This is a genomic window from Phycisphaeraceae bacterium, assembly GCA_019636555.1.
Lineage (GTDB): Bacteria > Planctomycetota > Phycisphaerae > Phycisphaerales > UBA1924 > JAFEBO01.
Window position 1 is genome coordinate 610,232 of sequence record JAHBXH010000001.1, and the last position, 13,680, is coordinate 623,911.

Below are 13,680 nucleotides of genomic sequence, written 5' to 3' on the forward strand. Positions count from 1 at the left end.
GGCGCGGCAGGGACACGCGGCGGAGCGCTCGCACCAGCCGCCCCGAAAGTCGCGAGGGCCGCCAGTCAGCCGAGCGGGAACATCCCGCGCGGCGTCTTCGGCAGGTCTTCCGGCTTCGGGTGATCCGCAACCCGCCTTCCCGCGATTCAAAGGGCCGGAGTTGGCCCGACGATCGCAGTGGCCGGCACTTGATCCCGTCAAGGAAACAAGTGCCCTGGGTCGCGGCGTGTCCCGTTACGGCGGCGCGTCCGCGGTGGAATTGGCCTTGAAATCAGGACTGAAATCAGGCTTCACCACACTTCCCTCTTTGCCCCGCCAAAGCGGGGCACCGAAGACAGATGCAGCGTATCGAGAACTGCGCGGGTGTCAAGTCGGCAACGCTTTGCCCTTAAGCAAAGCTATCGCAAGCCCCTGTCAATTCGTGAATTCCAATTGTTCGACTTCACCGGATCGAGACCGGCTTCGAAAGAATCTCGTTCATTACTATCGCTCGGCGCCAGTCCCTGGCCGAGCGAGGAACCATCCCGAATGAATGGCTGATCGCCGGCGATGCCGGAACCGGCTGAGCGGCGCGCAGGAGGCGCTGCTCGACAGTGGCGGCGCTCGCCGCGGCCCTCGCGGCACGCGCCTGCTGCTCCAGCCGTTCCTGGTTGCGCTTCGCCTCGGCCGCGAGCTGTTGCGCGCGGATTCTTTGCTGCGCCAGCCTTCGCTTCTTGGCTTCCGAGTCTGTGCGGGATGAAACCGGACGCGGCTGGGATGGGGGCAGCGTACGTGCAGGAGACGGCGAGATCGTGCCACCAGTAGTCGTTCCCGGCGGCAGCCCGAGCAGAATCTCGAGCGGGTTTGGCGCGGGCGGTCGCGTTGACTTGGGGGTCTGCGTTTGGGCCTGAGTTTGCGATTGAGGCTGAGGCGTTCGGCGGGCCGCGGCACGGCGACGGAGTTCGGCCAATTCCTGCCTTCGCCGGTCCTCGTTGTCGCGCGCCGGACTCGGGCGTGCTTCAGGCTCGTCGGAAGACTCCACACTCTTTCCGGTGCGGAGCATTTCGAGCTCCGCGCGCTGTTGTGCGTGTTGAAAGCGACGCTTCTCCGCTTGTGCCGCAAGCACCTTGAACAGCCACTGCAGAAATGAGAAACCCGCGACGATGAGGATAAACCATAAGGAATTCACAGACGAAGATTATCCGATCGAAATGGAAGACGGAAATGAGGAGATGTCGGCGATGGGCGTCACCTCCGCCGCGGCTTCGCTGGTTCGTGGAATCCCCACGATCTTCTCGTGAATCGACCAGAAATGCTCGAAGGAGCCGAGAATCGAGTACTGCTGGACGTGATCGTGCGCGGAGCTCCCCATTCCGGCTCGCAGCACCGGATCACACAGAATCGTGACGATTCGATCCGCCCAGGCCTGGGTGTCGCCGGGTGCGAGAACGAACCCGGTTTGGCCGTGCCGCACAATTTCCTTCGGTCCCCCGGCATCGGTCACAAGCGTGGGAAGACCGCTCGCCTGAGCCTCGAACGCGACCTGCCCCAAAGTGTCGGTGGTTGATGGAAAGACAAACAGATCGCTGGAAGCGTAAATCCGTGCGAGTTCCTCGCCGTGTCGAAAGCCAAGAAAGTGCGCGTTCTGACCGGAGAGTTTGTCTTGCATCTCGGCGCGGTACGGGCCGTCGCCCACAATCACCAGGTGCGCATCGGGTCGAGGGCTTCGCGCGCGAACCCGATTCCAGATTTCGGTGAGCCGCGGCAAGTTCTTCTCCACGCTGACGCGCCCCACATAGAGCACCTTTGCTCCGGTTTCCGGAATTCTGCACGATTTCCAGAATCCGGCGTCGCGGAATCGCGGGTGGAAACGCGCGGTGTTGAATCCTGGCTTTAGGCGCACGCAGCGCGAGGGCTCGATTCCGAGACGCTCGAGCGCAGCCTGATACTCGACACTACGCGAAAACACTGTGTGGAAGGGCGCATAGAACCAGCGCATGGAGAATGTCGTGAGCGCGGTGAGCCCCGCATCCTCGAAAATGTGTTCGACGTAGGCCGGGAAGTCGGTGTGATACACGCCCGCAACGGGAAGGCGCGTACGGCGCGCAAACAGTCGGCCGGCGAAGCCGATCGGCCCGGGCGTGCTGATGTGAACTACATCCGGCCGGAAAGCGCGCGCCGCGGCGAAGAGGCGACGCAGCGGCGGGAGCGCACACTCGAGGTTGGAGTATCCGGGGAGTTGAGCCGCGAGCCGCGGCGGGATGTTCACGATGTTCGGCAGTTCACGAACAGGAAACCGCGTGCTCGTCAAGATCTTCAGCGGTCGCCCGAGCTCGAGCGCCTGATCGGCGATGTCGTTCAGGAAACGGGAGACACCGTTGACGTCTCCGAGGGTGTCGGTGAAGAGCGCGATCCGCAGCGAACCTGTTGGGCCCAAGCGAGTATTCCCGGCGCCATGGCTCGGAATCATGCTTCAAGATATCGCGCCGGTTCCTACTCTTGTGTTATGGCGCCGCGAAAGCATCTCGCGATCTATCCGGGTAGTTTCGATCCGATCACCTTCGGGCATCTCGACGTGATCAGGCGCGGGCGCCGTTTGTTTGATGAGTTGATCGTCGCGGTAGGACGCAATCCTTCCAAAGACCAACTCTTTTCGGCCCCTGAGCGGCTGGAAATGACCCGGAAACTAGTGGACGAGCTGATTCAAAAGGAACCCGATGGCTCGCCCGTTCGCGTGCAGGGGTATGACGGGTTGACCGTCGATTTCGCCCGGCACGCGGGCGCGACCGTGCTGCTGCGCGGCGTTCGGAACCTTTCGGATCTGCAGTACGAGGTGCAGCAGGCGGTGACGAACCGTGAGGTGGCCGGTCTTGAGACGGCCTTTGTGGTGGCGGGACAGACATTCGCCTATACGAGCAGTTCGCTCATCAAGCAGATCGCCGCGATGGGCGAGGATCTCACCGGGCTCACCCCGATGGTGCCGGCGCTCGTCATCGACATGCTGCGCGAGAAAAAAGCTCAGCGCCACCCGGCTCTTGAAGAACTCCGGACCAGCGGCCACGCGCGGGAACACTAAGCACATGGAATGGCGCGTCATCAGCATCGGAACACTGCCCGCCAATCCGCTCTGGGGCGAAAAGGGTCAGGTCCGCACCGGGCACGCGACAACGACGCTTGTCGTTTCCGGCGCGAAGCGGATTCTGATCGATCCCGGTCTGCCGGATCAGATTCTGGCGGCGCGGCTCGCCGAGCGGGCAAACATCGCCCCCTCGCAAATCACGCACGTCTTTCTGACCAGCTTCCGGAGCGACTGCCGGCGCGGCATCGGGGCGTTCGCCAACGCCGAATGGTGGATCTCGGAGGCGGAACGTGAAGGTGTCGGTGTCCCGCTCGCCGAGCGACTCAAACAGCTGAACCCAGACGACGAAGAAGATCAGGTGCTGAAAGAGGTGCTGTCGCGGGACGTTGCCGTGCTGCAGCGGTGCCGCCCGGCGCCGGATCGGCTTGCCGAGCGAGTCTCGATCTTTCCGCTCGCGGGCGTAACGCCGGGCCTGTGCGGCGTTCTGTTCGAGGACGCGCGATTTACCGTGTTGGTTACGGGGGACGCGATACCCACGGTTGAACACTTGGAAAAAGGCCAGGTTCTCGCCGGCGCCGTCGACGGCGCGAAAGCGCGCGAGAGCTTTGCTGAGGCGATCGAAGTTGCCGATATGTTCGTGCTCGGTCGCGACAATCTTGTCGTCAATCCCACAAAGAAACCGTTCTAGAGCGAAAGCGCTTCACGTGTAGTAATTTCAATGAGCGTTGACCAAGGACCGAAACCTTGCCGTACGAGCCCGTGCGCAGCGACGGGCCATTGTGCACGACACCGCCAGGCGCACTGAATTTTGCCCTCGCTACACCCGAAGGCAATCTGGTCTCGTCGGCGCTATGGGGTTCCGTATTCGGCGACGTCGTGAGCGAGTTGCTCGATCAGATCTCTATCCGGCGGCTGCATCGGCCCCGCCAGCTCGAGCGCTCTGCGAGCCGACTTGAGCGCGCTCGCCCTGTCGCCGTTTATGAACTGCACGCGCGCGAGTACGGCGAGCGAACGTGGGTTCTCGTTGTGATCAATCTTCGCGGCTCGCTCCGCGGCACGGAGCACGAGAGCGCGCAGACGCTCTTCTTTTCGCGGATCGAACGGGGAATCGCTCGCGAGAAGGTCGCGCGCGAATTGCAGGAGATCGTCTCGCAAGCGTTCCACGAACTCCGGTGAAGGCGGATCCGCGAATTCGGTCGTCAACCGCTCGCCCGACTTGAGCAGCCGTTCGATGTCCTTTGCCCGCTGCGCGCGGATGATGTCGATGCGTATCCATCCGAGGTCTTCGACCGACTCGATCTCGTTCCGCGCGCGGCCGAGATCCCAGGTTCCGGCAAGTACCGGATCGAGGATCTGCGAGGTGAATCCCGGCGGCCCGTACCACGCCAGCCGCCCCTTGGGATCGATCACATACACCATCGTGGGCTGCTGCTCGCCCGTCGCCGTGAGATACGCCGTGCGAGTTCGGACACCCTTGTCCCAGGCGAGCGGAAAACGAATCTTGCCGGTCATCGCTTCGACTTTCGCGCGCCACGTCTCAAGCGACATCCGCTCCTCCTCGCCCGCGACGCCGAGCACCCGCACCGGCCGATCCGCGAAACGATCAGAGAGCATCGAGATCGATTCCAGAACCGGGCCGACACCGCTGTAGGAAGATCGCACGAACACCACGACATAGGCAGCGCCTGTTCTGAAAGCGTCAACCGGATCCCCCGCGCTCCATTCCTCAACTTCCAGTGTCGGCGCCGGGTCACCGATCCGCAACGTTCGTTCTGGCTGTTTTTCCCGTACGAAGAGCCGGGGCCGTTCGGCGTATTCGGGGTCATCCGAGGCGAAGACGCCCGCGCGACTCAGGTCTGGTCCGCATACGGGAGCCTCGGGCGCTGCACCAAAGCCGAGTGCGATCGCCAGGAGAATGGCTTCCATCGTCAGGGCATTGCCTCGGTTCATCGTGCCGGTTGCATGATTTGGCGCGGGGAAAAAGAAAAGCCCCGGCCGAACTGCCGGGGCCTTGGCACGTTGAGCTTTGTGGTCCTTATTGCATTCTGGCGAGCGATTCTTCGAGGTCCTTCCGCAGCTCATCGCTCTTGGCGAAACCGATCGCCTTCTTCTCGGTGGCGACGGCATTCGTCTTGTCGCCGTTCGCAAAATAGGCCCACGCGAGCGTGTCGAGCAAGCCTGCCTCGGAATTGTTGGTCGCGTCGTTGGCACGTTTCGCGGCGTCGAGCGCGAGTTCGGCCAGCTTCTTGTTGGTGGTGAAGTCGAGGCCGCGAGCCGGGTCGACGATCGACCACGCCACAAAGTTCATCGCGTCGGAATCATTCCCCCGCGTCTCGATGAGTTTGCGTCCGCTCTCGAGCATGCCGGCAGTGTCTTTTTTCTTGCCCGCCATGGAGAACCGCATCCAGTCAAGGTTCTTCTGCTGCTCGGGTTCGAACCTGCTCCGCTCTGCCGCAACATCCCAATTCCCCGCGACGATCTCCGCCAGCGGCTTGTCCATCTTGAACGGGCTGCCGATCCAGGCGATCGTTCCGGTTTGATCGACGATAAAGGCTGTGGGGATGCCCGGCTGCGCCGCCGCGATCATGTAGGCGTTGCTCGTCTTGCGATCCTGATCCCAGGCGACGGTGTAGCCCATCGTGTCGCCTTTCTCCGTCGTCATTTTCTCGACGCCAGCGAGCGAGTTGCGCGGATCGATGCTGGTGACGCCGATGATCGTCACACCCTTGTCCTTGTATTCTCTTTGCAGCGAGGACAGATGGGGCATGCTCGCTTTGCACGGGCCGCACCACGTCGCCCAGAATTCGACGACCGTGACCTTGCCCTGCTCGAACGAAGACACAGGTGCGCCTTTCACCCACTTATCGATGACGAGGGCCGGAGCCTTGTCCCCCACGGTCAGCGAGCCGACCTGGATTTCCGATGTGGCACTGGCGGGCTTCGCGAGAGCGGGTTCCTCCGCGAAGAGCGCCGGCGCGGCCAAACCGAGGGCGGTAACGAGCACGATCGGGGCGATTCTCACGGGTAGCTCCCTTTGTAACAGAGAATGGATCAACTGGTCCAATGGAACAAACTATTCTACGGGTTCTGATGGAGTTGCTCGCCGCGCCTCGAGCACGCGTTTTTGGATGCCGATTCGCCGCAACGTGCGGGCGTACTTTCCAATAGAACGGCAAGAAATCTGCCGGAACCACCGAGGGGATCGCCATGGCAAAGTGGATGATAATTGTTTGGTTGCTGATCGTATCGATCGCGCCGATCTGTCCCGTATGGTCCCGCACAGCATTGATTGCTCCGACGGATCTCAGCGGCCGGTGGCAAGGCAGCATCAACATCCCCGGCAGCGCACTCGAGGTGAAGCTCTCATTCACCAGCAACGAAGCCGGAACGATCAGCATTCCAGCGCAGGGCGCAAAGGACCTGCCGCTTGAGAAAGTGCTCGTCGACGGAAAGAAAGCCACCTTTGCGATCCGGGGCGTGCCGGGCAATCCCGTTTTTTCGGGAACATTCAGCGACAACGGCGAATCGATCGCCGGCGATTTCACACAAGGCGGCGGCACGATTCCGTTCGAGCTCAAACGGTCGCCGGATGCAAAGGCCGCGAGCGCGGATTCTCTCGATGGACTCGATCAGTTTCTCGACAAGGCGCGCCAGGACTGGCAGGTTCCGGGGCTTGCGGTCGCGATCATCAAAGGCGAAGAAATCGTCTACGCGAAGGGCTTCGGTTTTCGCGATGTTGACGCGAAGTTGCCGGTGACGGAAAACACGCTGTTTCCGATCGGTTCGGCGACGAAAGCCTTCACGACCTTTGTGATGGGGCAACTCGTTGATGACGGGAAGCTCGATTTCGACAAGCCGGTGATCAATTACCTGCCGGAGTTTCGGCTCTACGACACGGTCTTGACGGAGCGGATCACGCCGCGCGATCTGGTCACGCATCGTTCGGGATTGCCCCGGCATGATCTGCTCTGGTACGGCAACACGCCGCGCTCGCGCGAGGACATGGTGCGCCGGCTGGCATATTTGCCGAACAACAAGGACTTGCGCGGCGCGTGGCAGTACAACAACCTGATGTTCCTCACCGCCGGTGTGCTGGAAGAGCGGCTCACCGGAGAGAGCTGGGAAGAGAACATCCGCGCGCGCATCCTCGCGCCGCTCGGGATGAAGCGGACGACACTGAGGAATACCGATTCGGAGAAGGACTCGGACTATGCGCTCGGCTATCGGTTGAACGACGAAACCGACAAGGTGGAGCGGATGGACTTCCGTGATATCACCACGATGGGGCCGGCGGGTTCGATCTGCTCGTCGGTCACGGAAATGTCGGAGTGGGTGAAGTTGAATCTTTCCGACGGGGCCGTCGGCGGCAAGCGCCTCATCAAGGAATCGACGCTGAAGGATCTGCACGCGCCGCAGATGTCGATGGGCGAAGGCTCGCCGGAAAATCCGCAGATCATTCCGGTCGGGTATGCGATGGGCTGGTTCGTCGATGTTTTCGGAGGCAATCGGCGGCTGCATCACGGCGGGAATATCGACGGGTTTTCCGCGATGGTCGCGTTCCTGCCTCGCGAAGATGTCGGTGTCGTCGTTCTCACCAATATGAACGGGACGGGTCTTCCTGAAACGGTGGCGCGCCATGTGTTCGATCGGATGACGGGCGCGAAGCCGACGGACTGGAATGCGCTCGCGCTCGCACGGCGGAGTGTTGCGCTGAAGCAGGCGAAGGAAGCGAAGTCGAAGCTGACCGATACGCGCAAGCCGGGAACGCACCCTTCGCATCCGATCACCGAATACGCGGGTCAATACGAGCACGCGGGCTACGGCATCATCGAAGTGGCGGTCGAGGAGTCATCGGGCGATGCTTCGCTGAATTTCACATTCAACGGAATCGCGACTCCCCTCGAGCATTGGCACTACGACGTTTTCAGCGGCAAGCGCAACGAAGAAGACCGCACGTTCGAGGGCTTCAAGATTCAGTTCGAGAGCGGCCTCGACGGAGAGATCGATTCGCTTCGCGCTCAGATGGAATCGGCCGAAGAACCGTTCGAGTTCAAGCGGCTCGGCGATGCGAATCTCCGCGACATCAAGTTCCTCGAAAAGCTCACGGGCGATTTCTCGATCGAGACGCAGCCCGTCAAGTTTTCGATCGCCGGAAACGTGCTGACAGCCACGCTCCCCGGGCAGCCGGTGTATGAACTGGAACCCGCGCGTCACAACACGTTCCGCATCAAGGAGCTTCCCGGTTTCTCGATTCAATTTCTTGCGGGAGAAAACGGCGGCTTCGACGCGGCCAAGTTCGTTCAGCCCAACGGCGTGTTCACGGCGAAACGGGTGCCTGCGAAATAACACGCCGCGGTTTCCGGCTCTCCGCTCGGGACGATTAGGGGATTGATGCAACGTGTGTCGCACTCTCTGCGAATCGACCGCGGGTGTTTGGGGTACTTTGTCAATTCTCGTTGCAGGTTTTGGGATGCCGGCCTCCCTCAATGTGGCCGGAAGCGCTTTGCTTCGGCGCGGTGCCGTTTTTGCTGTCGTGCCTGGCTGTGCGCAGCATGGTCGCCTTCACTCGTTCGATCCGGGGTGGTGGACACTCTCTTGTCTGCGGACGTTGCCGGTACGACCTCTCGGGTCTCGATCAGGAAGCCAGGTGCCCGGAGTGTGGGGCGGACTCGTTTGAACGAGCGCGACCCGCGGAAACCGAGCGCGTCGCGGTTCAAGGGGGGCTACTTGATGTATTCATTGCCGTGGCGGCGCCAGTCGTCGTTTTGCCGATGCCAAGTCAGGCGACCTATTTCGGCCTTCGTTGGCACGGGTTCTCGGAGAGCGCCTGCCGCGCGATTGCGGCGACCGAGGGATGGGTTCCGATCGCGTCCTGGCTCGCCATTTTCTTCGCGTGTGCCGCGGCGGCGCGCCTTCTGCGATTCGCGAAACCCGCGTGGCGTCACCTTTCCCTTGGGCTGGTCGTGCTGCTCCTGTCGTCAGCGTACTTCTTCCTTTGTGAAAGCGCGGCACCGCTTGTGCGGAATGGATCGGACGTCGAGGGTGTGATGGTTCTCGCCGCAATCCTCTCGATCGTGACCTGGATCACCGTCTGCTCGTTCGAGCACAACAAGGCGGATCGGAGAGATCCATCCGGCCCCTCGCCCAACTCAGAGCCGGAGCGTCAGGCTTGATAACCTTTCGGTGATGATCCGACTCTCATTTCTGCTTTCGTGTCTGTGGGTAACAGTGTCGCTCGGCCAGTTCGCTCCGCCGAAGGCAGAGAAGATTCCGCACGAGACACCGATCCATGGCGTGGTGCTTCACGACGACTATTTCTGGCTGCGCCAGCGCGAAAACCCAAAGGTGATGGATCTGCTGAAGTCCGAGCGGGCGTACTGCGACCAGGTCATGGCGCACACGACCGAGCGCCAGCAGGTGCTCTACGACGAAATGCTCGAGCGGATCGAGCAGACGGACATGTCGGTCCCGTATCGCGAAGGCGATTTTCTTTACTACGACCGCACCGAAGAAGGCAAGCCGTACAAGATCTATTGCAGAAAGCCTTATCCGGAAGGATCGGGCGAAGAGCAGATCATCTTCGACGCGAACAAGGCCGCGGAGGGGCACCGCAACTTCCGCGTGGGCGTCATTGACATCTCGCCGGACGGCCGGATGGCCGCGATCGCGACAGACCTCAACGGCGAAGAGAAGTACACGATCACGATCCGCGATCTGCGGGGCGATACCGATTTGCCCGAGAAGCTGGTCGATGTCTCGGGCGATGTCGCGTGGGCCGCGGACGGACGGACGATCTTCTATACGACGCTCGACGAAGCGCACAGGCCGTACAAGCTCTTTCGGCATCTTGTCGCGACGGACCCCGCGGGGGATGCGCTGATCTATCACGAGAAGGACGACGCGTTTTTTCTCAGCGTCGAACTCTCGCGCAGCCAGAAGTTCATCCTGATCAATTCATCGAGCAAAGACACGAGCGAGTGGCGGTTCTTGAACGCCCGTCTTGCGCAGAACAAGCCGACGATCATCCAGCCGCGCGAGAAGGGGCACGAATACTCGGTCGATCATCACGAGAATCGGTTCTTGATCCTGACCAACGACGGCGCGCCGAATTTCCGTCTTGTCGAGGCGCCGATTTCTTCGCCGGGAATGGAATCGTGGCGCGAGCTCCTCCCGGGCAAGAGCGATGTCCTGCTCGAAAGCATCGAGGCGTTCAAGTACTACCTTGTCGTCGTCTACCGTCAGGGCGGCTTGCCCCACATCGGAATCCGGAGCTACACCGGATTGAGCAAGGACATCCCGACAACCGAACCCTCATACGTCATCGCCCCGGAACACAACCCGGAATACGACGTCAAGCACTTCCGTTACACGTACACCTCGCCGATCACGCCGTCCTCGATCTACACGATCGATATGGATTCAGGCGATACCAAGTTGCTCAAGCAGCAGCCCGTCATCGGGTACGATCCCTCGCTCTACGAGGTCGAGCTGCAGCAAGTAAAGGCCGCTGACGGGCAACTCGTGCCGCTGACGATCGCGTACAAAAAAGGGCTCGTGCGCACCGGAAACAGCCCCGCGCTTCTTTCGGGTTATTCCGCGTACGGGTTCTCCGCCTGGCCGTCGTTCTCGAACGCGGAAGTCTCGTTGCTGGATCGCGGCTTTGTCCTGGCCGAGGCGCATTCACGCGGCGGCAGCGACAAGGGCCGCTCGTGGTACGAAGACGGCAAGCTCATGCACAAGAAGAACACCTTCAGCGATTTCATCTCATGTGCCGAGTATCTCATCGCAAATCAGTACACCTCGCCCGAGCATCTCGCGATCCGCGGCGGATCTGCGGGTGGTCTGCTCATGGGCGCCGTCGCGACCATGCGCCCCGATCTCTTTGAAGTCGTCATCGCGGAAGTCCCGTTTGTGGATGTGATAAACACGATGCTCGATCGGACGCTGCCGCTGACCGTGACCGAATACGACGAGTGGGGGAATCCGGAAACGGACAAGGCGGCGTTCGACTACATTCGCAGTTACTCGCCTTACGACAACACGCGCCCGGCCAAGTATCCGAACATGCTGCTCACCGGCGGGCTCAATGACCCGCGCGTCAGTTATTGGGAGCCGGCGAAATGGGCACAAAGACTCCGGGAGAACAACTCCGGTTCGAACGAAATTCTCTTCAAGGTCGAACTCGACGCCGGGCACGGCCACATGGCGGATCGGTATGCCGCGCTCCACCAGGAAGCATTCGTGCAGGCCTTCATCCTGGATCGGCTGCATGTGCCCGAGCCCCAGGACCTCGTCAAGAAGGTGGAAGATCGCAAGAAGAAAAAGAAGTGACAAGGCGCACAAAAAACCCCGTGGGATGCCACGGGGTCTTTGCGAACTTGCTCAGGCCAGATCAAAGAGCAGAACTTCGGAAGGTGTCTTGCCGGTCAGGTTGATCTCGCCTTCGTTCTCGATGGATGCGCCGTCGCCCGTTTTCAATTCGTGCCCGTTCAGATCGACCGAGCCGTTGACGACCTGCACATACGCGCCGCGTCCGGAAGCAAGTCGGTGCGAAACGCTCTTCCCCGGTGAAAGAAGAGTCGCGTACAGGTTCGCATCCTGATGAATTTTGAGCGGCGCGCTCCCCGACCGCCCCGAAACCAGGAGCGCGAGCTTGTCGCGTTTTTCTGAGTCGGGAACGTCGCGCTGTGCGTACGAGGGTTTGTGACCTTCCTTGTCGGGGAAAATCCAGATCTGCAGAAGGCGCATCGCCTCGGTCTTCGACGGATTGAACTCGCTGTGAGTCACGCCGGTTCCAGCGGACATGACCTGCACGCTGCCAGCGCCGCTCTCGTGGGCGTGTGTCCCGTCGTCACCCATCCAATCTTTGTGGGCGAGCCGCCCGTCCACGATGTAGGAGATGATCTCCATGTCCTCGTGCGGGTGGGGTTCGAATCCGCCGCCGCCGGCGACGAAGTCGTCGTTGATCACGCGAAGCGTGCGGAAATTGGTATTCGCCCGGTCGATGTAGCGGCCAAAGCTGAAAGAGTGCCATGAGTCCAGCCAGCCCCACTTCGTGTGGCCGCGTGTGTTTGCTTCTCGAATCCTGATCATGAATCGTCCTGTCTGGAGCTTGTTCCTTCCGGCGAATCCGGTTGGCCGGCTCCTGAGGAACTTGGATGAATTGCGGGCGTTATCGATGCGGCTTGGGCAGCCGAAAAAGTCCTATAACCACAGATTGACCTTGGGTAGGTTTCCGCTTGATCAGCAGACTTCCGGAATTGTTAGCACACGCAAACAAATCTAAAATCACGTGAAACAAAGAGCGATCCGCTCCGTAGTATCTCTTGGTGACGCACGACCGAGCCGCGCTCCCTGGAGGGAAACTCGCGGCCAACGGGGTTGTGAGAGCAGCCATGAACAGTCAAGTCGAGTTGTCCCGTTCCGGCGAAAGCACGCGCAAGCCGAGCGGACCTTCCACAGGTCGCGTGCTTCTTGCCTGCGCTGGTATGGCTTTGCTGGCTCCGCTCGCGCTCGCGGGTGGCAGATCGAGCTGGGGCGTTTCCGTCGGGGTCGCCAGCGGCGGCACGTTTGTCGGTGGCAGCTACAGCAGCGGCTTCTACGGTGGTCGCGGTTATGGTGGTTCCGGCTGGGCGGGACGCGGATGGGGCGGACCAGGTTACTGCGCGCCAGTCGCGCGGCCTTACTGCGCACCGATTGCCCGCCCGTATTGCGCGCCGGTCGTCCGGCCGTACTGCGGCCCGAGTTACTACTCGCGCCCTTACTACTACTCGGGCTACCGCCCGTATTGCCCGCCGGTGGTCGCGCCTTGCGTGCCCGCGTATCTACCCCCGGTCGTCGTCGCGCCGAACACGTATCTTGTGGATCGCCCGGCTGTGAGTGTGGGTGTCGGCGTTGCCGGAAGCAGCGGCGCGGGCTACTTCTCTTATGCGTCCGCGCCGGTCGTGACGACGGCAGTGACCGAACAGGTTTACGCGGCCCCGGTTGTGCAGCCGGTCGTGTATTCATCCCCGTCGCAGGTGGTGACTTTTGTGAACCCGAATCCGACGACGGTGATTCAGACCGCGCCGCAGCAAGCTCCTCAGCCCGCGCCCGTGATGCAGCAGTCTCAGCAGGCGCCGACGATTTTCCAATCCGCCGGCGCATCGGGCGCCATGGACCGCGGCCAAACCGCGACTTCCATCGTCAGCATCGTGAAAGCCGAGCAAGGCGACGCGCGCGCGAATGCCGCGGAGTCGTTCTTGGGCAAGACCCCCGCGCAAGCGTGGGCAGTCGTTTTTGAAGGTGTGCAGGAAGTCGGCGGCGCCAAGGAAATTCGTTGCCGCCCGATTGACTCGTTGAGCAGCGGATACAAGCCGACGATTATCGTGCGCGGCGCGGGCGATTCGAACACTCCGCCGCGGCAGAGCCGGGGCTATGTGACAGGCCGGCTTTCGGCGATCAGTGTGGACGATCCGGCGTATCCGGGCGGGCTGCTGGTGATCGATGACGGCTGGTTGAAGTGGTAATTCTGTTCGTCACGTTCTCGTGAGGAAAGCTAAATCCAAGGAATGAGATGAAAGCCCGAAGCGCGACGTGACGAACACAAGTTTTCTTCGTGCGTATGTTCGCGCGAGTTTCTG

General features: G+C 61.4%; 11 protein-coding genes and 1 riboswitch. Of the genes, 6 read left to right on the plus strand and 5 right to left on the minus strand.

Annotated features, from left to right (window positions below; all coding sequences use genetic code 11):
- Nucleotides 1–81: 81 nt before the first annotated feature.
- A riboswitch (cobalamin riboswitch) is annotated at nucleotides 82–348 on the minus strand.
- A gap of 94 nt (nucleotides 349–442) precedes the next feature.
- Nucleotides 443–1,168, minus strand: coding sequence for a hypothetical protein (locus KF691_02520; GenBank protein MBX3388311.1), 726 nt, complete (start codon nucleotides 1,166–1,168; stop codon nucleotides 443–445).
- A gap of 9 nt (nucleotides 1,169–1,177) precedes the next feature.
- Entirely contained in the window at nucleotides 1,178–2,449 is a 1,272-nt protein-coding gene (locus KF691_02525) for a glycosyltransferase family 1 protein (GenBank protein ID MBX3388312.1), read from the minus strand.
- A gap of 36 nt (nucleotides 2,450–2,485) precedes the next feature.
- Between KF691_02525 and coaD the strand changes: the two genes are divergently transcribed.
- Both coaD and KF691_02535 read left to right on the plus strand, forming a co-directional pair.
- Complete coding sequence (gene coaD, locus KF691_02530; GenBank protein MBX3388313.1) at nucleotides 2,486–3,055, plus strand: pantetheine-phosphate adenylyltransferase; 570 nt, start codon at nucleotides 2,486–2,488, stop codon at nucleotides 3,053–3,055.
- A 4-nt stretch (nucleotides 3,056–3,059) separates the two neighbouring features.
- A complete protein-coding gene (locus KF691_02535; GenBank protein MBX3388314.1) occupies nucleotides 3,060–3,746 on the plus strand; it encodes an MBL fold metallo-hydrolase in 687 nt (228 codons plus the stop codon).
- 161 nt (nucleotides 3,747–3,907) lie between these two features.
- Here KF691_02535 and KF691_02540 read toward each other — a convergent pair whose 3' ends face one another.
- Together KF691_02540 and KF691_02545 are read right to left on the minus strand one after the other, a co-directional pair.
- On the minus strand, nucleotides 3,908–5,008 hold the full coding sequence (locus tag KF691_02540; GenBank protein MBX3388315.1) for a hypothetical protein: 1,101 nt from the start codon (nucleotides 5,006–5,008) through the stop codon (nucleotides 3,908–3,910).
- Between the two features lie 85 nt (nucleotides 5,009–5,093).
- Nucleotides 5,094–6,080 (minus strand): TlpA family protein disulfide reductase, encoded by a 987-nt coding sequence (locus KF691_02545; protein ID MBX3388316.1) that lies wholly within the window; start codon nucleotides 6,078–6,080, stop codon nucleotides 5,094–5,096.
- Between the two features lie 185 nt (nucleotides 6,081–6,265).
- Here KF691_02545 and KF691_02550 point away from each other — a divergent pair, with 185 nt between their 5' ends.
- The 3 genes from KF691_02550 to KF691_02560 all read left to right on the plus strand — a co-directional run bounded on the left by KF691_02550 (nucleotide 6,266) and on the right by KF691_02560 (nucleotide 11,389).
- Entirely contained in the window at nucleotides 6,266–8,404 is a 2,139-nt protein-coding gene (locus KF691_02550; GenBank protein ID MBX3388317.1) for a serine hydrolase, read from the plus strand.
- A 398-nt stretch (nucleotides 8,405–8,802) separates the two neighbouring features.
- A complete protein-coding gene (locus tag KF691_02555) occupies nucleotides 8,803–9,231 on the plus strand; it encodes a hypothetical protein (protein MBX3388318.1) in 429 nt (142 codons plus the stop codon).
- Nucleotides 9,232–9,244: 13 nt separating this feature from the next.
- Nucleotides 9,245–11,389 (plus strand): S9 family peptidase, encoded by a 2,145-nt coding sequence (locus KF691_02560; GenBank protein ID MBX3388319.1) that lies wholly within the window; start codon nucleotides 9,245–9,247, stop codon nucleotides 11,387–11,389.
- 51 nt (nucleotides 11,390–11,440) lie between these two features.
- Here KF691_02560 and KF691_02565 read toward each other — a convergent pair whose 3' ends face one another.
- Nucleotides 11,441–12,151 carry a pirin family protein gene (locus KF691_02565; protein ID MBX3388320.1) on the minus strand — a complete coding sequence of 237 codons (711 nt, stop codon included), beginning with the start codon at nucleotides 12,149–12,151 and terminating at the stop codon, nucleotides 11,441–11,443.
- A 302-nt stretch (nucleotides 12,152–12,453) separates the two neighbouring features.
- Here KF691_02565 and KF691_02570 point away from each other — a divergent pair, with 302 nt between their 5' ends.
- Nucleotides 12,454–13,566: a hypothetical protein gene (locus KF691_02570; GenBank protein MBX3388321.1), complete on the plus strand. Its 1,113-nt coding sequence runs from the start codon at nucleotides 12,454–12,456 to the stop codon at nucleotides 13,564–13,566.
- The last annotated feature ends 114 nt before the right edge of the window (nucleotides 13,567–13,680 follow it).